The sequence below is a fragment of the Candidatus Mycoplasma haematobovis genome (genome assembly GCF_001645765.1).
Lineage (GTDB): Bacteria > Bacillota_I > Bacilli_A > Mycoplasmatales > Mycoplasmoidaceae > Eperythrozoon_B > Eperythrozoon_B haematobovis.
In genome coordinates, this window is record NZ_LWUJ01000014.1 from 1 (window position 1) to 16745 (window position 16745).

Below are 16745 nucleotides of genomic sequence, written 5' to 3' on the forward strand. Positions count from 1 at the left end.
TGGATTTGGAAATTAGGAAATGATAAAGATAATCTCTATTGACTTTGTCAGATATAGGCTCTATCTTTAATATATGGCTGTTAAATAGGAATTCTCTATCTATATTAATCTTTCCCAATTTCCCAATGGATGCATCCTTTGCAATAATTAAGTCGTTTTTCTTAAGTAAGTATTTATTTAAATCTTGAGAGTAGTCTTCAACATCTATATAGACTAAATTCTTTTCATTAATTTCAAAGTTATCAATATTTGCCACTCTAAGAATAGGAATTCCTGTTTCTTTGTATGTTGAGGCTTTAAAGCCTCCAAATCCTTTTGAAAACGTACAAACTTCTCCTAAAGTTAAAGACTTAATATTCAATTAGGTCAAAAAATTACTCAAATTTATAATAAACAGCCAATAATTTAAATCTATCTAAAATTGCCTTATTTAATGAGTTCTCAACAATAATTTTTTAAAAAATGATAATTAATTTTATTTATTTAAAGAAATATTTTGTTTAATTTAACACTATTAATAGTAATTTCATTTGCAACATTCAAATATATTTTTTTATTCATAAATTAAAGGATTCCAGCTTTAAAGATTTTTAAAAAGATTAACTAAAAATGGCTTTAGTAACTTATTTCTTTGAAAATATTTATCCTATTTTTGGAATCATAAGGCATTAAATTTTGCTTGGTGTGTTAATGAGAAAAAGCAAATTTAAAAGGTAGAATTGATTTATTGGACAAATTAACAATTAGTGTTTAATTTTAAAGCTTTAATTATTGGATTTATTATTGTTGCTTTGGGAACTGGCGTTACTTATTTATCTTACAAAGCAGAACAAGAAGAATTCAGAGAAGAGTTTGAACTAAATAAATTTAATGAAAAATGAAATAGTGGCGATGATTCTCAAAGATTAGATTTATTGGAAGAAGAATTAAAAAAATTATGTAATGCAAATCCAAATGGATGTAGAACCGATCAAGAAATGAAGGATATGGTTAATAAAAAACCAGATTTAAAAAGAATACTTGAAGAAAAATTTACTAATTTTTCAGGAACTAATAATAGTTTTAGCGATATATGTAGGCAAACAATTAAACAAATGAAAATTAAAGCCTTTTGTCCAACCTAGCATTAAGTAAATTTTTTGAAAAATATTAATATTTTTAATTGCTATTAATGAGTCTTATGGGACTGTTTTTGATTTTAAATTTTTTATATCCGTTGCTAAGATTGAAATTTTAATGTTAAGAAATGCTTTTATCTATTAGACATGCTTCGCATCATGAATTATAATCTGAGTCTCCTCCGCATCGGCTTAATTGTTGGTCTGACTCAGCCTCCTTGTAGCAATAATCTCTAAATGATAAAGCATTTGGATATTTTTTTATGAAGTCTTCTTTGTTATTTTTAAGATCAAAGCTTTTTGTTCTGTTAGCATAAATTGTTTGTCATAAATTATTATTTTCGTATTCTGGTAAATCTAAGCTTTTTCAATAGTCTCCCCTATTTGCTTTAATAATTTTATTTATGTTTCCATAATGAACGACCTTTTGATTTCAATCTATAGCGTCCTTTGTTTTAATCCCTCCAAAAGAAGCAACTGCAACCGTTACCCCCCCCCTAGCAAGCCACCAATAATGTTCTTATTTATTTGCATTAATTCCTAATCAGATTTAGCTTCAGTACATCATTGTTTAACCGCTAAATAAGTTGGATCTTTAGTATTTTTTACCTCTGTTTGTTTTTTGCTGTCACATTTTGTTTTGTAATCATTAGGTGCATTTAGGCTGTTACTTTCTTTTATTGTCGGTCAATCATCAAGACCTAATTCATTGTTATTATTTATGTTAGCGATGTAATTTTTTCAAGCTTTGTTTCATTTTGCATCTCCTTGATTTGCATTTATTAGTACGATATCTTTTTCTTCTCCTATTAAAGATGAAATGGAAAAAGACTTAGTACATAAATCTTTAACTTGTTGATAAGTATCAGATTTATTATCTGTTGTTCTTTCAGATGCTTTACTATAGCAGGTATCTTTAAAGTTTTGTGGAATATCGCTTTCGCTAGTTGTTTTTCCAGTATAGTTATCTAATCTTCATATGTTATTTCCTTTTGCAACATATTCTTTTCATCTTTTCAATCACTCTGTATCAGAATCACTAGAACTTAGCAATTTTAAGTCTTCTTTCTTAATAAGTTCTGAAATACTTTCTTTTGTAAGTCGATCATAGGCTACATAACTACCAGTAGAAATAGCGGCAGCTCCTGTTAATCCGATAGCTAATTTTGCTGCTATGCTTGGACTAAGATTCATTTAAAGAATTATGCCGGCCTAGAAACTGGAGTTTTAGCTTCAGTACATCATTGTTTAACTACTGAATATGCTTTATCTTTATTATTTTTTATTTCTTCTGCTTGTTTTGCTTCACATCGCGTACCATAGTCATTAGGAACAGTTTCTGCTTTGATGTCGCCAGTTAAAGCAAGACCTAAAGGATTTTCTGTTTTGGCTTCTGCAAAATATTTACTTCAAACAGCCTTTCATTTTGTGTTATCTGAAGGAGTTGTTTTTGCGGATATTAGTTGGATACTTTCATCTTTTGCTATTAATTCGGATACGGTAAAGCCTTTAGTACAGAATTCTGCAATTTCATCGTAGATATCTTTTTGACTAGTGATATTAATTCTTTTGGCAGATCTATAGATACATGCATCTTTAAAGTCCGCAGGAGCATCATCAGATTTGCTAGTGTTTGCTTGATAACTTGATAACGCTCATTTATTATTGCCTTTTTTTACATATTCTTGTCATCTTTTTCCTCATTGGACTTTTTCTCCTTCTTTTGTAAGTAAAGTTAAATCATCCTCTTTAAGTAATTCAGTAATCTTAGTTCCTAAGAGATATTCATTTGTTAAGTAGCCTCCAGTAGCTATAGTAGCTGCACCAGCAACGCCCGCAACCACTTTTGTTCCTATACTTAAATTAATTGCCATTTAGATTAAATAATAGTTTTGTTTTTTAAAAGAATGAAACTTATATGAGTTCATTAATACCAAAAATAATTGGCGGTAGCACTAAGCACTTTAGGAGCTGATGCTTATTTATTTTGGAATTAAAGAATTATTAAAGCCTACAACATTTAAAGGTAAGCTAGTCAGTAAGGGATTTAAACCTATTAGATCAGATGATATTGCTCATCGAGATTTAGAGTTTGAATCTGATCAAGAAGAATAATGGTACTAAATTAAAGAAAGAGTGTGAAAAGTGATTAAATTCAGATTCTGAGAAAGATATAGAGAATGTTAAGAAATGATGTGGAATAAGGTTAATTAGTAATGAGATAGCAAGAAGAAAGAAAATTCTTTTTACTAAAGTTGAAGGTGTTGGTTTAGATTGGAATAATACTTACAGTCAAAGAATGCGTTTAAATTCAGATACCTCTCACTTGAGACTAGGTGTTGATAAATTAACAGACGACGAAAAGTGATTGAAAGTTGTTCAAGGATGATGCAAAAAAGTGGAGGGTTCAGATTATTTAGCTTCCACGAAAAATATTGCTAAATTAACTGAAGATTGATGTACTAAAGAGGGAGTCAATCAGTAGTAAATTATTATTAAGTTGTTTTTGGTTATTGTTTATTTCTTAAATGGTTTGTAGTTTATTGCTACAAGAAAAAAAATTTTAATTAGTTAATAATGACTTTAATTCAAAAGATTGGTGATGGCGCATCTGCAGAGGTTATTACTTCTTCTGCGGGATCAGTTATCAAGTTATTCGACAACTACTAAGGAAGTTCAAGTAGTCGCAAAGTCAGAAATTAGAAAAGAAGAAACTCCGAGGTATTCAGGTTTCTTAGATTGGCCGTTTAAGAGTGATGTTAATCTTTCTTTGGATATTTAAAATTTTTTTATTTTTGGCGTTAGTAATAAGAAACTAGTTTAAATTATTTAGCGCAACCACTCTTTACAGCCAAGTAAAGTTTTTCTTTTTTATTCTTTACTTCTTTTTCTAGGGCAGCCTTACATTTTGTTTTGTAATCAGAGGGAACTTCATTTTCTTTTGTACTTGCTGTGTCTCAACTACCAATCTCTAATAAATTATTTGTTTTGTAATCTAAACGATATCTTTTTCATGCATTAGTTCAATCTGTTTCATTATTCCCTGTTTCTTGTAGTACTATTACTTTTCCCTCTAATAATTTTGAAATTTTTGTAGATTTAGTACACCATTTTTCTATGTCTAGATAAATACCCTTTTCATTACCTTTAGAAGCTAAAGAATAGTTATTTAAACAATGGTCTTTAAAATTCTGAGGAGCTTTATCTAAATTTGACTTGGATGTTAAATAGCTTGGTAATTTTCATTTATCATTTCCGTCATTAACATATTCCTTTCATCTTTTGGCTCATTCTGTGTCGTCATCACTGGAAGTAAGAAGAGTTAAATCATTCTTATTAATAAGGTCAGAGATTCTTTCTTTTGTTATGTTGTCATAAATAAAGTAGCTACCAGTAGCTAATGTACTTCCCCCAATTAAACCAATAACTACTTTAGCTCCTAAACTTGAATTAATTGTCATCTGTCTCTTCTTTTGTACAGTATTTTTCTACCTTTTTAAATTCATCTTGCCATATTCCCGAAACTTCTTTGTTTGCTCTACTAATGCATTCATCTTTAAATTCATCTGGGGCTTCATTGGGCTTCTTCTTTTTCTCAATGTAATTTGATAAGTTTCAGTTATTTTTTGATTCATCTACTGTCGCTTGCACTTGAGCACCATCTCCACTTGGTTGTGGTTTGGGAGTATTATCTTTTACGTATTCTGCCCAATTCTTATTTCATGCATCAACATCTTCTGTTTTGGACAGCATTATTCGTTTCTTTACTTTAAGAAACTCAGTAATTTTTCTTGGATTATCTTTAAGAAATATATAACCTCCGGTTATTATTCCTCCTACAGTAGTTAATCCAATACCACTCAAAACTAAGTTAGTAGATAATGACATATTCTTACTTCTTTTATAAGTAATAGCCAATATGAACCCATTAATACCCAAAGCAATTGGTAGTACTGTAGTACTAAGCGCTTTGGGAACAGGTACTTATTTTGGAGTTAAGGAGTGAACAAGAGAAGAAACACTTAGGGAGAAATTGACTAAAGCAAACTTTAGGTTTATTAAGATGGGAGAAAAAGCGCAGTGGGATTTGGAATTTAAATCAGATGAGACTACTATTAAGCAAGAATTGGGAGCACATGTTACAGGCGGAGATAAACTTGAGCAGGAGTGCCAAAAAATGTTGAATTCTTCTTCAGATGTAAATTTAGTTAAAGCTAAGAAATGATGCGGAATAAGATCAATTAGTAATCAGTTGTCAAGAAATAAGAAAACGTTTTTAGTTGCTGATAATTCAAGAGATGTTGAGGCTAAATGAACTGCCACTTATGGTAAGAGAAGAACGGATGTAGCAGATATGAAAAAAGTAGGATTAACTGAGTCTTGGCCAGATAATGAAAATGCAGGTTTGGCAAAGGTTAAAGAATGATGCGGTAAGCAAGTAAATGTGGATTATTCAGTTACTAATGTTGAGACTTACGAAGTTACTGAGGCTTGATGTACTGAACAAGGAGCACAAGCAACATTTAAGTAATTATTCTTTCTTTTGTTATTCCTTGTTATAAGATAGACAAAAATAATGACAATAGCTAAAAAAATATCTACTGTCGCAACTGGGGCTGTTTTTGCTTCTTCAACTAGTGCAGTTATATGTTATTCTATGTTTAATAAATCTGCAACAACCCAACAATACGAAGATAAATTAGATACTCCAGTCAAGTTTGAAAATCACGTAGATTTTTCAACTTGACTTTCATATAAAGAAACACCCGATAGCTATTTAAGTTGATTCTAATTTTGTTTTTTGAGACGATAGTTTATTCTATATGACTTTAAATAATAAGATACTTGCTATCGCGACTACTGCTTTAGTTACTTCCTCTGCTGGTTCAGTTATCAGTTATTCGGTAACTACCAACATTAAAGTTGCGGAAAAAATAAAAGAGCCAATCAATACTGAAACAGTACCAAAAAGCAAAGGAGATGGTTGTTATGACTTCTCAAACTGACCTTGTGTTTCTATGGGCAAGGAAACATATGATGATTGATTTTAATTTTTTATAAGTAGATGGTTAGTAATGACTTTAACTAATAAGATATTGATGGTTGCAACTACTGCTTTAGTTGCTTCTTCTTCCGGAGCTGTTGTAAGTTATTCTACCTCAAATACTAGTTCAATATCAACAAGAACTGAAGCACTAGAAAAGGAAGATAATAAAATTGATAATCCTTTGGTTTGAGCTAGTTTTAAAGATAAGGGTAATTCTGGATCTAACTCTGAAAATGTTAATCCACTGGATTGATTTTAATTTTTCGAATTTACTTAGCAGTTGAAACTTAACTAATTTATTATTTATTGGTTGTGCATCAAGATTTAACTGTTAAATAAGTTGGATCCTTTTTATTTCTCACTTCTTTAACTTTTTCTTCATCACATCTGGTTTTGTAATTGCTTGGAACTGTCGTTCTTACAGAACTCTCTAAATTTCCAAGTTTAAGTGGGTCAGAAGATTTAACTTCGTCAAAATATTTACCTCAAGCCTCTTTTCATTTTTGGTGTTGAGAATCTCCTTCAGCTATCAATTGAATTTTTTCTTCCTTTCCTATTAATTCAGATACGGCAAAGCCTTTAGTACAGAATTCTGCTACTTCCTTGTAAATATCTGTTTGATTATCATTCACCTTTTTTGTGGAATTGTAAGTGCATGCTTCTTTAAAATTTTCTGGCGCTGAGCCTGTATTTTTAGAGCTAGTATCATAGTTACTTAAATTTCATTTATTATCGCCTTTATCAATATATTCTTTTCATCTTTTTGTCCATTGTCCAGCATCACCTCCTTTAGCCAATAAAACTAATTCATCTTTTTCAAGTAATTCAGTAATCTTAGTTCCCGATAAATATTCATTAGCTACATAACCACCGACACCTACAGTAGTAGCACTTCCAATTCCCAAAGCAATTTTTGCTCCTAAATTAAATTTAAGTGCCACTATTTAGAACAATAATTTTCTACTTCCTTGTATGCTTCATCTTTGTCACTAATTACTCTTTTTGTTGCACGAATTCCACATTCTTTTTTGAAGCTATTTGGAGCAGTATTTCTTGTATTCTTTTGTGTAGATCAATCCGATAATCCTCAAATATCTGTTTCTTTTGGAGTTTTGGCAGACTCTCCAGCGCTATTAGTGTCTATATATTTTCCTCAATTTGTATTCCAAGCGCTAGCATCACCAGATTGATCAGTTAGTAATGTCTTATTATTTTTTTTCAGTAATTCAGTAATAGATTGTGTTTTGTCTTTAAATACTTCATATCCTCCGTAAGCCACACCTCCCGCAACAGCTAACCCACCAACTCCTATTGATATATTAGTTAATAAACTTGGCATAATTATTATGTTGATTTATTTCTTGTACACCATTCAATAAAGTTTTTTATTCTTGAGAATTTTTGTTACTTACTTTTCATTAATTGTTGATTTGCAAGTTGATTCAAAATTTTTGTTTATTTTTAATAGTATTTCCAAAATATTTTTTCATGACACGCTCTTCAATTCATCCACGCCATTGTTACCTAATACTACTTTTGTGGTTTCTGACTTAAGTAGCTCTGAAATTGGGGTTTCTCTATTACTTAAGTGAACAGCGCCTATGATTCCGCCAACTATTACTACCCCTCCCGCCATGACAACTAACAATTTTGTTTATAGGGACGTATTAACTAATTTTTTGAATTAACTATGTATCTTCTCCATCCTCTGATTGAACCGCTTTAGTACAGTACTTTTCAATATTTTGATACTCACTATCTCAAGTGCCAGATACATTTCTGGCTTTAAATTCTTCACATTTATCTTTAAAGCTACTCAAAATAATATTATCCTTTACTTCTTGCGGATTTCAACCATCTAATCCTCAAATATCTTTTTTGTTTATAGTTTTCACAGTTCTTCTTGTCGTCCTTGGGGTTTGCCCAGCTTTAGTACTTGGTGGAGTAGCTGGAGGAGGAGGGACTTGAGAAGCAGGCTCTTCAGTTACTTTAGTAGTACTATTGTCATCCACATACTTTTTCCAGTTTGCATTTCAACTATCATTATCTGCATTCTTATCTAAAAATGTTTTCTTTTGTTTTTGCAGTAACTCAGTAACGGGTCTCGGATTATCTTTGAATACAAAATAACCTCCATAAGCTAATCCACCAGCAGAAGCAATTCCTACTCCTGTTATTGTTAAATGAGTTGTTGTTGGTAATGCCATTATTGAGCCTTAGTACATCAATTTTTAACTGATATATAGTTTGTCTCTCTTGTGTTTCTTACTTCCATACCTTTAACTATTTTGCACCTTTCTTTGTAATCACTAGGTAGTTGTTTTGTATTTCTTTTTACAGAAGGTCAATTACCAATAGTTAAAGGATTTTTGCCTTCATTATCTTTAACATACTTTTCTCAAGCAGAATTTCATAGATTTACATCGTCTCCTTCTTGCAAAATTGTGATTCCTTTTTCTTTACTACTTAATAAATCAGTAACTTTGAAAGATTTAGTACAGTATTTTTCAAATTCTGCTGCAAATGTTTCTTGTCCTTCAATAGCTAAGCCAGTGCTATTTAAGCATTTATTTTTAAAATTATCGGGAGCTTTGTTTTCATTGCTTTTGTTTTGTTCATAATCTGTTAATTTTCAAGGATTATTGGCTTTGATATATTCTTTTCATCTTTTTGCCCATTCTTCTTCACTATCTTTTGAACTTAATAGAGTTAGGTCTCTTTTGCTAATACGATGAGAAATTCTTTCCGTGTTGTAGTATCCTCTAATGAAATAACTACTAGTAGATACAGCTGTTAATCCTGCTATACCTGCTCCTATTTTGATTACAGTTCCAGACATTGAAGTAATTTATTAGTTGATTTGGGTACATCAATTTTTGACTGATATGAAATGTTGATCTCTTTTGGTTCTTACTTCTCGGCCTTGAGTATTTATGCATTTACTACTGTAATCGCTAGGTAAATTATTTTTGTTCTTGGTAATAGATAGATTTCATTTATCAATTTCAAGAGGGTTACTATTTTTGTTGTCGTTTAAGTACTTGCCTCAAGCAGCTTTTCATAAATCATTGCTATCCCCTTGCTTTAATAAAGTAACTTTTTCTTCCTTTAGTAAATCAGTAATTTTGAAAGACTTAGTACAATAATCCTTTACTTGTGAAAATAATGATTCATTTCCTTCGATAGCTAAATAAGCACTATCTGAACACTTATTTTTGAAGCTCTTTGGAACAACATTACTATTTGCTTTAGCTTGAGCATAATCAGCTAATTGTCATACATTTTTGTCTCCATTTAAATATTCTTTTCATCTTTTCAATCATTCTTTGTCATCATCTCAAGAAGTAAGTAAAGTCATGCCACCGTTAGTGATACGGTGTGTTATTCGTTCTGTATTGTAGTAACCTCTAATAAAGTAACTACTTGCGGATACTGCAGTTAGGACTGCAACACCAGCTCCAACTTTAATAGTAGTACCAAGCATTATTGTGTCTTTGTTTTAGTACATCAATCTACAAAGTCTAAATAGTCTTGGTCTTCTTTGTTTTTGACTCTAGTATTTAGACGTTTGGTACATTCTGTTTTTATGTTTTTATTTATTGTCGCTTTCTTTATTTCGCCATCAATATTTCATTTGTTTTCGGTTCCTGAAGTACCTACATATTTATTTCACGCATCAGTTCAATTATCTCCTGTAGCTAGTATTTCTTTCTTATTATCTTCCTTTAGTAAATCAGAAATCAAAACATCTCTAGCGCCAAAATAAATAGCACTTGCTGTTCCGCCAGCAACTACTGTACCTCCGGCTCCAAATGCTAATAGTTTTGTTGCTAAAGACATAATTTGATATTTCTAAAAGTAATAGTTATTTTTATGAATCTTCAGCAGGAGCTACTTTAGTACAGTATTTTTCAATATTTTGATATTCAGTAGTTCAAGTACCAGATAGTTTTTCGCTTTCTCAACCCAAACATTTATTTTTGAAACTATCTGGAACTTTATCTTTTTTAGATTTCTGATCTTTTCAATCAGTTAATTTTCAAATATCTATTTCTTCGATAATTGTACTGGATTGTGCTTTTGGAGCTGCCGGAGTTCTTGGTGCAGTAGGCGGTTCAGCAGGAGCTGGATTTGTTACTGTCTTAGTATGTGCTTGAATATATTGTTGTCAACTAGTATTTCAAGCACTTTCATCTTCTTTAATGTTTCTTAAGAAAACTCTATTTTTGCTCTTCAGTAACTCAGTAACTGGTCTTGGATTATCTTTGAATACAAAATAACCTCCATAAGCTAATCCACCAGCAGAAGCAATGCCTACTCCTGTTATTGTTAAATGAGTTGTTGTTGGCACTGCCATTACTAGACTTTAGTACACCAACTTTTAACTATTGAATATTTTTCGTCTCTCTTGGTTCTTATTTCGCTATTTGCGTTCTTAATGCAGTTTTCTTTGTAATTATCAGGTAAATTATTATTTGTAAAATGCTTAATATCTAATGGGTCTTTGTTATTTTTTTTCTTATTTTCAAAGTATTTATCTCATGCTGCTTTTCAAAGTTTTGGGTCATCCTCTCTCTTAAGTAAAGTAATTCCTTTTTCTTGTCCTAATAAATCAGTAATTTTGAAAGACTTAGTACAATATCTTTCTATTTGACTTAATAAACCTCTATTACCCTCAATAGCTGTGCCGGTACTGTAATAACATTTATCTTTAAAGCTCTTTGGAACTTGATCTTTATTGCCTTTTGTTTGATCAAAATCAGTTAATTTTCATATATTATTCGAATTTTCGACATAATCTTTTCATCTTTTCGCTCACTCCGCCTCTGGATCAGAATAATTAAGTAAAGTCATTCCAGAGTTATTAATTCTGTGAATTATTCTGTCAGTGTTGTAGTAACCTCTAATGAAGTAACTACCTGTAGTTACAGAACTGATACCAACAATACCTGCACCAACTTTAATTAAAGTATTAGACATCGTTTAAATCATCTTTAGTACAGTAATCTAAGAAATTCTTAAATTCTTCTTTTCAAATACCAGCAACTTTTTCATTTTCTTTTGATTTGCATTTTTCTTTAAATACAGCAGGAACTTCGGTAGGTTTTCCTTTTATTGTGTCTCAATCCTTCAAATCCCAAACATTCTTAATAGGCTCCGGAGCAGGTTCGGGATCAGCAGGAGGTTCAACTACCTTAGGAGGGGTTTTTGGAGGATTGTACTTATCTAAATATTTTTTTCAATTAGTCTTTCAAGCCTCTTCATCGCCCGTTTGCGAAAGTGCTACTTTCTTCTTAACACTTAAAAATTGAGATATGGGTCTCGGATTATCCTTAAGTAATTCATAACTACCATAAACTACACCACCAACAGTTGCTAATCCAACACTACCTAAAGATATGTTAGTGATTAGTGATGAAGGAATTGCCATTTCTTTATTTTTTTAAAATTCTTTAACTTGTATCTTTTTTGAATAGCTATAAGTTAGGAGTATGAATCCTTTATTACCAAAGGTAGCTGTAGGTACTTTAGCACTAAGCACTAAGCACTATTGGAACCGGCGCTTATTTTGGAGTTAAAGAGTTATTTAAAGGCATTAGTGTTAAAGAAAAATTGAATGGCGAGGGATTTAAATTTATTAATTTTGATGATGCAGCACAGTGAACTGCTGAATTTGAATCAGATAGCGCAAAAATCCAAGCAACTTGAGGTACTGAAATTAAGGATGGGGAAACTTTAAAGACTAAGTGCGGTAAGGTTATGTCTTCAGATTCTGAAAAGAATAAAGAAGATATTGAGAATGTAAAAAAATGATGTGGAATAAGATCAATTAGTAGTCAGTTAGAGAGAAAAGGCAAGAAATTTTTGGTTAATTCAAAAGAAGATGCTGGAACTTTAACAGGTAAATGAACAGCAACTTACAATAAGAGAAAGGAAAATCAAACAAGTAGAGCAACTTTAGGCCTTTCAGGAACATGACCATCTACTGATCAAAATGAAATTGAAAGAGTTAAAGCGCTTTGTCGCGAAAAAGGTAATTCTGATTTCTTAGTTAAAGATAATGTCATCTATACAGCAATAGAAAATTGATGCACTGAAGAAGGTGCTAAAGTAGATGTAAGACCCTAATTAAATATCTTTAAAAAAATTGTTATTGACACTTTAAAGTAACTCTTGAACCTAGAGGGCTTTCCATTGGTTCACACCTAAAACTTTCATAATAACCATAAGGTCCGCTATTTCAGCGCCCCCAATCTTCTGAACGTTCAACATCTTCTAGAATTATTTCATAATTAGAATCTTGAACGAATTTTTTTAGTATCCTGTCATTTGGATCAGTCTTTAAAGGTTTAGGCAATCATTTTTTACAACGATAGTCCAGTCCTCATACTCCACAACCACCAGGATATGGAAATGACATTTTTGATATTACTTTCTTTTCGTTTCTTGTTTGATAATCGTATTCCTTTGTAAGAAGATTATCAAAATCAAAACTAATGCTACTCTGATTAACTGCTATCGGACTATCTCTATGGTCATATAGTCATGAAGTGTAAGGAATTCAATCATAATTACCTGATTTTCCTACTACGGTATTTCATTTTCTAGTTTCTGAACGAAGCTCATCCAGTTGACGAATTTCAAAAACTTCTTTATTTAAAAGACGAAAAGAATTTTCGTAATATTGTCCTCTTCAATTTAAAGGACTATTTTTATTAAGGTCATAACAAATCAAAAGCTCATAAATATTATCTTCACTGGTTGCCAGTATTTTGCAGTATTTAGGATAGTTTGGCTCTTCTTTATCAATTAATTCAATACTTTCTTCCTTTCTTCTGACTTAAGGCCGTCTCAGTAGCACCTGTAACAATAATGGAAGTTAAACCTAATCAAGAAAAAACAGCTTTTTTACCTAATGACATGCAATAAACTTAATTATTTAAAGAAACAATTAATAATTAAGTAAATTAAAGATCTTCTGGAGTTGCTTTTGTACAATATTCTTCTACTTCTTTAAATTTAGCACTTCAAATACCAGGAACATTCTCTTTAGATTTAGTCGAACAAGCATCTTTAAAGGTTTGCGGAACCTTTTCTTTATCACCTTTCTTCTGGTCTCAATCACTTAAACTTCAAACATCTTTAATTGATTCTGGAACAGGATCGGGTTCTGTAGGTGCTTGTGAATCTTTTGGCTTGAGTGGTTTAGGCTTTGGAGGAGGATTAAATCTATCTATATATTTACCTCAATTAGTTTTTCAATGAATATCATCTGAAGAATCAGTAAGTGATAACAAAGTTCTTTTCTTTACATCAAGAAATTTAGTAATTGGTCTTGGATCGTCTTTAAGTAAGTAATAACCTCCACCTATTATCCCACCAATAGTTGTTAATCCAATACCACTAAGAGATAAATTAGTGATTAGTGATGAGGACATTTAATTTGTTATTTTCTTGTATTCTACTTTTTTGTAAATATAAGTAAGGAATATGAATCCTTTATTACCAAAGATAGCTGTAGGTACTTTAGCACTAAGCACTATTGGAACCGGTGCTTATTTTGGGGCTAAAGAGTTATTTAGAGGAACTACTATTAAAGAACAATTAGCAAAGGAGAATTTTAAATTTATTGATCTTAGTAATTCTGATCAGTGGAATTTAGAGTTTGAATCAGATAGCGAAAATATTAAGAAAACATGAGGAGACAAAGTTAATAGTGGTGATAAGTTAAGAGAAAAATGTGAAGCAATGATGTCTTCAAATTTCGAAAAGCATAAGTCAGATATAGATAATGTTAAGAAATGATGCGGAATAAGATCAATCAGTAATCAGTTAGCAAGAAAAAACAAAAAATTTTTAGTTAATTTGGATGGAACAACAGAAGAGCAGAATAGGCAGTGAACAGCAACCTACAATAAACGAAAAACAGACAAAACAAATAGGACTAAGTTAGGTTTGAAGGGCGAGTGACCTACTGATAATAGGGATGAAATGACTGAATTTAAGAGATTATGTGGTGAGAAAGGTAAAGCTGATTATTTAGCTAATACTAAAGAAACTTATACAGTAATTGAAGATTGATGTACAGTTGAGGGCGCTTCTAAAACGGTTACAGGTTAGTTTTTGTCTTTAATTTAGTACATCAAGTCTTAACTGTATAGTAATCAGATTCATCTTTATTTCTTACTTCTGTTTCTTTGAGTATTTCACATTTTGTTTTGTAATCAGTTGGTAAGTTATTGGGAGTTTTCTTAGCATTTTCAAAATTATTAATATTTAAGAAATTTGAGTTTCAATGTTTGTCATCACTTAAATATTTATTTCAGGCCTCTTTTCAAGCAGGCTCTTGATTATCTCCAGTAATAAATTCAACTAATTCTTCCGTTTCTAATAAGGTTGCAATTTTGAAAGATTTAGTACATCATTTCTTAACATCATCTAAGTTTTGTAGATTATCTGATCTATCTTTTGCTTTATTAAAGCAAGTTTCTTTAAAGTCTTTTGGTACTTTATTTAGATTAGTACTATCTGTTGGATAATCCTTTATTTTTCATTTATTATCTCTGTTTTCAACATATTCTTTTCATCTTTTTAGTCATTCTGATTCATAATCAGTATCAGTTAATAAATGTATTTCATTCTTTTTGAAATTATTTTGAATATATTCTTTAGTTAAGTAATCATAAGTAAAGTAACCACCAGTAGCTATTGCAGTGGCACCAATCAAATTTGCCACTACCTTTGCTACTAAACTAGTCCCCATCTATTTCCTTAGTACAATAGTCTACCACTTGTTTGAATGTATCAGCTCAAATACCATTAACTTTTTCTTTAGATTTTTGTTCACAAGTTGTTTTGAAAATAGTAGGAACTGTATCTGATTTTGATTTATGTTTCTCTCAACCCTCCAAATCCCAAACATCTTTTTTAGTTTCTTTAGGAGCTGATGAAGGTTGTGAAATTGCAGAATCGCCTACTTCAGAAGGGGTTGCTGGTTTGGGAGTATTATTAATTATGTATTTAGATCAATTATCTTTTCAAGCTTGTTCATCATCGTTTCCATTGGTAGATAACAAAGCTCGCTTCTTTACTTGTAAAAACTCTTTGACTTCTCTTGGATCGTGTTTAAGTAATTCATAACTACCATAAACTACACCACCAACAGTGGCTAATCCAATACTACCTAAAGATATGTTAGTGATTAGTGATGGAGAAATTGTCATACTTGATTAAATACAAGCTTTGTAACTTATAAGTAGAAAAATATGAGTACTTTACCTCTAAAGATAGTTGGTGGCACTGTGGCACTAGGTTCTTTAGGGACTGGTGTTTACTTTGGAGGCAAAGAGTTATTAAGAGCACCAACAATTAAAGAGAAATTAAGTAGTGAAAACTTTAAATTTATTCCTTCCGTTGCTAATAGTAATAGTCAATGGGAGGCAGAATTTAAATCAGACGAAGTAGCTATTAAGGAAAAATTAGGCAGTAACGCTGATGCAACTGCTCTTAGACAATGATGTGAATCTAAATATGGTTCACCTAGCACTAGTGTGAAAGATTTAGAGAATGTTAAGAAATGATGTGGAATTAGAGATATTAGTAGTCAATTAGTGAGAAAAAATCGAAAATTATTGATAGGTCAGACTGGTAGCGATGTTGATAGTAAATGAACAAAGACTATAGAGAAAAGGAAAACAAGCAATTCTGTAAGAAGTAAATTAGGACTAGAAGGAGAGTGAAGTGCTGCTAAGAATGATGACAAAGACAACATTAAGAGATGATGTTCAGATAAATCTAAAGAGGATTTCTTAGTTGGAGAAGAAACTTACAAACTTGTTGAAGCTTGATGTACAGAACAAGGAGCAACAATAGAAAGCATTCAGTAATAGCTAGTTATTATGGCTTTTTCTTGAGCAAAATTTAGTCAAATTTACACTTGTTGTGGTTCTTTAGGAACCGGTGCTTACATATATTTCTTAATTCCCAAAGGAGAAGCGTCAAGTGTATCAGAAGTATTGGATAGAGCAGGATTTACTGGTATTGAAAAAGCCAGTGTTAGTGATTTAAAGAAATTAGTAGCGGCATACAAGAAAGCTCTCGAAAGAGAAAAAGATGACTTTAAAGAAAGGATTGAAGAAGTTACAGATCCAAATGCAAGTGATGAAGTTATAGGCGAGCAAATAAGAGGAGGTTGTAGGAGGTTAACATTAGGCGGCGATTTATCTTCTAAGAGTAGAGATACTTCCAGAAGATTTTGTGTTGTGCCTGTAACAATAGAAAAAACATTAGAGAAACAAGGATTTAAGTTTATGGATTATTCATTGAGTAACAAAGCATATGATGATAAATGAGCGGCCAATGCAGATAGGTTATTAGATTCTTCAAATGCACCGGAATCGCTTAAGAAGTTAAGAGATAACAAAGATGAAAAAGTGAAGGCGATTAAGACTTCTTGTAGGGATGTTGCTGGGGCTCCAACAACATCAAGATTATTTAATAAATTTGTTGAAGTAGCAAGAGACTATTGTTCAGACAAATCAGGAAAGTAAGTACTATATAAGGTGAAGGCATATTAACAC

Annotated in this window: 30 protein-coding genes; 11 read left to right on the plus strand and 19 right to left on the minus strand. The window is 31.3% G+C overall.

The annotated features are described in order from the left end of the window. A partial coding sequence (locus A6V39_RS05250) for a restriction endonuclease subunit S (RefSeq protein ID WP_187150625.1) occupies window positions 1–361 on the minus strand: 361 nt, incomplete at its 3' end. Between the two features lie 385 nt (window positions 362–746). Between A6V39_RS05250 and A6V39_RS05255 the strand changes: the two genes are divergently transcribed. Next, entirely contained in the window at window positions 747–1124 is a 378-nt protein-coding gene (locus tag A6V39_RS05255; RefSeq protein WP_187150626.1) for a hypothetical protein, read from the plus strand. Window positions 1125–1658: 534 nt separating this feature from the next. Here the strand turns inward: A6V39_RS05255 and A6V39_RS05260 are convergent. Together A6V39_RS05260 and A6V39_RS05265 are read right to left on the minus strand one after the other, a co-directional pair. After that, the gene (locus A6V39_RS05260; RefSeq protein WP_187150627.1) at window positions 1659–2312 is read right to left on the minus strand and encodes a hypothetical protein; all 654 of its coding nucleotides are present in this window, start codon (window positions 2310–2312) and stop codon (window positions 1659–1661) included. An 8-nt stretch (window positions 2313–2320) separates the two neighbouring features. Then, window positions 2321–2992, minus strand: a complete 672-nt coding sequence (locus A6V39_RS05265; RefSeq protein ID WP_187150628.1) for a hypothetical protein — start codon at window positions 2990–2992, stop codon at window positions 2321–2323. A 100-nt stretch (window positions 2993–3092) separates the two neighbouring features. Here A6V39_RS05265 and A6V39_RS05270 point away from each other — a divergent pair, with 100 nt between their 5' ends. Continuing rightward, entirely contained in the window at window positions 3093–3233 is a 141-nt protein-coding gene (locus tag A6V39_RS05270) for a hypothetical protein (protein WP_187150629.1), read from the plus strand. Further along, window positions 3211–3603, plus strand: coding sequence for a hypothetical protein (locus tag A6V39_RS05275; protein WP_187150630.1), 393 nt, complete (start codon window positions 3211–3213; stop codon window positions 3601–3603). Before A6V39_RS05270 ends, A6V39_RS05275 begins: the two co-directional genes overlap by 23 nt. A 340-nt stretch (window positions 3604–3943) precedes the next feature. Here the strand turns inward: A6V39_RS05275 and A6V39_RS05280 are convergent, their stop codons facing one another. After that, window positions 3944–4579 (minus strand): hypothetical protein, encoded by a 636-nt coding sequence (locus A6V39_RS05280; protein ID WP_187150631.1) that lies wholly within the window; start codon window positions 4577–4579, stop codon window positions 3944–3946. Next, entirely contained in the window at window positions 4569–5006 is a 438-nt protein-coding gene (locus tag A6V39_RS05285; RefSeq protein ID WP_187150632.1) for a hypothetical protein, read from the minus strand. The genes A6V39_RS05280 and A6V39_RS05285 overlap by 11 nt, the downstream gene beginning before the upstream one ends. A 31-nt stretch (window positions 5007–5037) precedes the next feature. Between A6V39_RS05285 and A6V39_RS05290 the strand changes: the two genes are divergently transcribed. Genes A6V39_RS05290 through A6V39_RS05305 form a run of 4 tightly spaced genes read left to right on the plus strand, consistent with a single transcriptional unit; the run spans window position 5038 to window position 6424 of the window. Continuing rightward, complete coding sequence (locus A6V39_RS05290; protein ID WP_187150633.1) at window positions 5038–5649, plus strand: hypothetical protein; 612 nt, start codon at window positions 5038–5040, stop codon at window positions 5647–5649. 45 nt (window positions 5650–5694) lie between these two features. After that, window positions 5695–5910, plus strand: a complete 216-nt coding sequence (locus tag A6V39_RS05295; RefSeq protein ID WP_187150634.1) for a hypothetical protein — start codon at window positions 5695–5697, stop codon at window positions 5908–5910. Between the two features lie 31 nt (window positions 5911–5941). Further along, window positions 5942–6169: a hypothetical protein gene (locus tag A6V39_RS05300; protein WP_187150635.1), complete on the plus strand. Its 228-nt coding sequence runs from the start codon at window positions 5942–5944 to the stop codon at window positions 6167–6169. 24 nt (window positions 6170–6193) lie between these two features. After that, complete coding sequence (locus tag A6V39_RS05305; protein ID WP_187150636.1) at window positions 6194–6424, plus strand: hypothetical protein; 231 nt, start codon at window positions 6194–6196, stop codon at window positions 6422–6424. 40 nt (window positions 6425–6464) lie between these two features. Here the strand turns inward: A6V39_RS05305 and A6V39_RS05310 are convergent, their stop codons facing one another. From A6V39_RS05310 to A6V39_RS05355, 10 genes are all read right to left on the minus strand, one after another. Next, window positions 6465–7106, minus strand: a complete 642-nt coding sequence (locus tag A6V39_RS05310) for a hypothetical protein (protein ID WP_187150637.1) — start codon at window positions 7104–7106, stop codon at window positions 6465–6467. Next, entirely contained in the window at window positions 7106–7504 is a 399-nt protein-coding gene (locus A6V39_RS05315; RefSeq protein WP_187150638.1) for a hypothetical protein, read from the minus strand. Before A6V39_RS05315 ends, A6V39_RS05310 begins: the two co-directional genes overlap by 1 nt. Before the next feature lie 69 nt (window positions 7505–7573). Continuing rightward, window positions 7574–7801 (minus strand): hypothetical protein, encoded by a 228-nt coding sequence (locus tag A6V39_RS05320; RefSeq protein ID WP_187150639.1) that lies wholly within the window; start codon window positions 7799–7801, stop codon window positions 7574–7576. Window positions 7802–7853: 52 nt separating this feature from the next. Beyond that, window positions 7854–8372, minus strand: coding sequence for a hypothetical protein (locus A6V39_RS05325; protein WP_187150640.1), 519 nt, complete (start codon window positions 8370–8372; stop codon window positions 7854–7856). Continuing rightward, the gene (locus A6V39_RS05330; protein ID WP_187150641.1) at window positions 8372–9004 is read right to left on the minus strand and encodes a hypothetical protein; all 633 of its coding nucleotides are present in this window, start codon (window positions 9002–9004) and stop codon (window positions 8372–8374) included. The genes A6V39_RS05325 and A6V39_RS05330 overlap by 1 nt, the downstream gene beginning before the upstream one ends. 12 nt (window positions 9005–9016) lie before the next feature. After that, entirely contained in the window at window positions 9017–9649 is a 633-nt protein-coding gene (locus tag A6V39_RS05335; RefSeq protein WP_187150642.1) for a hypothetical protein, read from the minus strand. Beyond that, on the minus strand, window positions 9649–10005 hold the full coding sequence (locus A6V39_RS05340) for a hypothetical protein (protein ID WP_187150643.1): 357 nt from the start codon (window positions 10003–10005) through the stop codon (window positions 9649–9651). The genes A6V39_RS05335 and A6V39_RS05340 overlap by 1 nt, the downstream gene beginning before the upstream one ends. A 31-nt stretch (window positions 10006–10036) precedes the next feature. Next, entirely contained in the window at window positions 10037–10522 is a 486-nt protein-coding gene (locus tag A6V39_RS05345; RefSeq protein ID WP_187150644.1) for a hypothetical protein, read from the minus strand. A gap of 2 nt (window positions 10523–10524) precedes the next feature. Then, window positions 10525–11145: a hypothetical protein gene (locus A6V39_RS05350; RefSeq protein ID WP_187150645.1), complete on the minus strand. Its 621-nt coding sequence runs from the start codon at window positions 11143–11145 to the stop codon at window positions 10525–10527. Continuing rightward, window positions 11138–11596, minus strand: coding sequence for a hypothetical protein (locus tag A6V39_RS05355; RefSeq protein WP_187150646.1), 459 nt, complete (start codon window positions 11594–11596; stop codon window positions 11138–11140). Before A6V39_RS05355 ends, A6V39_RS05350 begins: the two co-directional genes overlap by 8 nt. Before the next feature lie 182 nt (window positions 11597–11778). On the opposite strand from A6V39_RS05355, the gene A6V39_RS05360 reads away from it, so the two are divergent. Further along, window positions 11779–12294: a hypothetical protein gene (locus A6V39_RS05360; RefSeq protein WP_187150647.1), complete on the plus strand. Its 516-nt coding sequence runs from the start codon at window positions 11779–11781 to the stop codon at window positions 12292–12294. 22 nt (window positions 12295–12316) lie between these two features. On the opposite strand, the gene A6V39_RS05365 is transcribed toward A6V39_RS05360, so the two are convergent. Together A6V39_RS05365 and A6V39_RS05370 are read right to left on the minus strand one after the other, a co-directional pair. Next, window positions 12317–12901 (minus strand): hypothetical protein, encoded by a 585-nt coding sequence (locus A6V39_RS05365; protein WP_187150648.1) that lies wholly within the window; start codon window positions 12899–12901, stop codon window positions 12317–12319. A 232-nt stretch (window positions 12902–13133) separates the two neighbouring features. Continuing rightward, window positions 13134–13604 carry a hypothetical protein gene (locus tag A6V39_RS05370; protein ID WP_187150649.1) on the minus strand — a complete coding sequence of 157 codons (471 nt, stop codon included), beginning with the start codon at window positions 13602–13604 and terminating at the stop codon, window positions 13134–13136. Between the two features lie 52 nt (window positions 13605–13656). On the opposite strand from A6V39_RS05370, the gene A6V39_RS05375 reads away from it, so the two are divergent. Continuing rightward, window positions 13657–14286 (plus strand): hypothetical protein, encoded by a 630-nt coding sequence (locus tag A6V39_RS05375; protein WP_187150650.1) that lies wholly within the window; start codon window positions 13657–13659, stop codon window positions 14284–14286. Here A6V39_RS05375 and A6V39_RS05380 read toward each other — a convergent pair. Both A6V39_RS05380 and A6V39_RS05385 read right to left on the minus strand, forming a co-directional pair. Next, complete coding sequence (locus A6V39_RS05380) at window positions 14276–14929, minus strand: hypothetical protein (protein WP_187150651.1); 654 nt, start codon at window positions 14927–14929, stop codon at window positions 14276–14278. The two genes, A6V39_RS05375 and A6V39_RS05380, sit on opposite strands and share 11 nt — an antisense overlap. Next, entirely contained in the window at window positions 14919–15389 is a 471-nt protein-coding gene (locus tag A6V39_RS05385) for a hypothetical protein (protein ID WP_187150652.1), read from the minus strand. Before A6V39_RS05385 ends, A6V39_RS05380 begins: the two co-directional genes overlap by 11 nt. A 42-nt stretch (window positions 15390–15431) precedes the next feature. On the opposite strand from A6V39_RS05385, the gene A6V39_RS05390 reads away from it, so the two are divergent. Together A6V39_RS05390 and A6V39_RS05395 are read left to right on the plus strand one after the other, a co-directional pair. Further along, the gene (locus A6V39_RS05390) at window positions 15432–16052 is read left to right on the plus strand and encodes a hypothetical protein (RefSeq protein WP_187150653.1); all 621 of its coding nucleotides are present in this window, start codon (window positions 15432–15434) and stop codon (window positions 16050–16052) included. 12 nt (window positions 16053–16064) lie between these two features. Further along, window positions 16065–16715 (plus strand): hypothetical protein, encoded by a 651-nt coding sequence (locus A6V39_RS05395; RefSeq protein ID WP_187150654.1) that lies wholly within the window; start codon window positions 16065–16067, stop codon window positions 16713–16715. Window positions 16716–16745 lie beyond the last annotated feature (30 nt).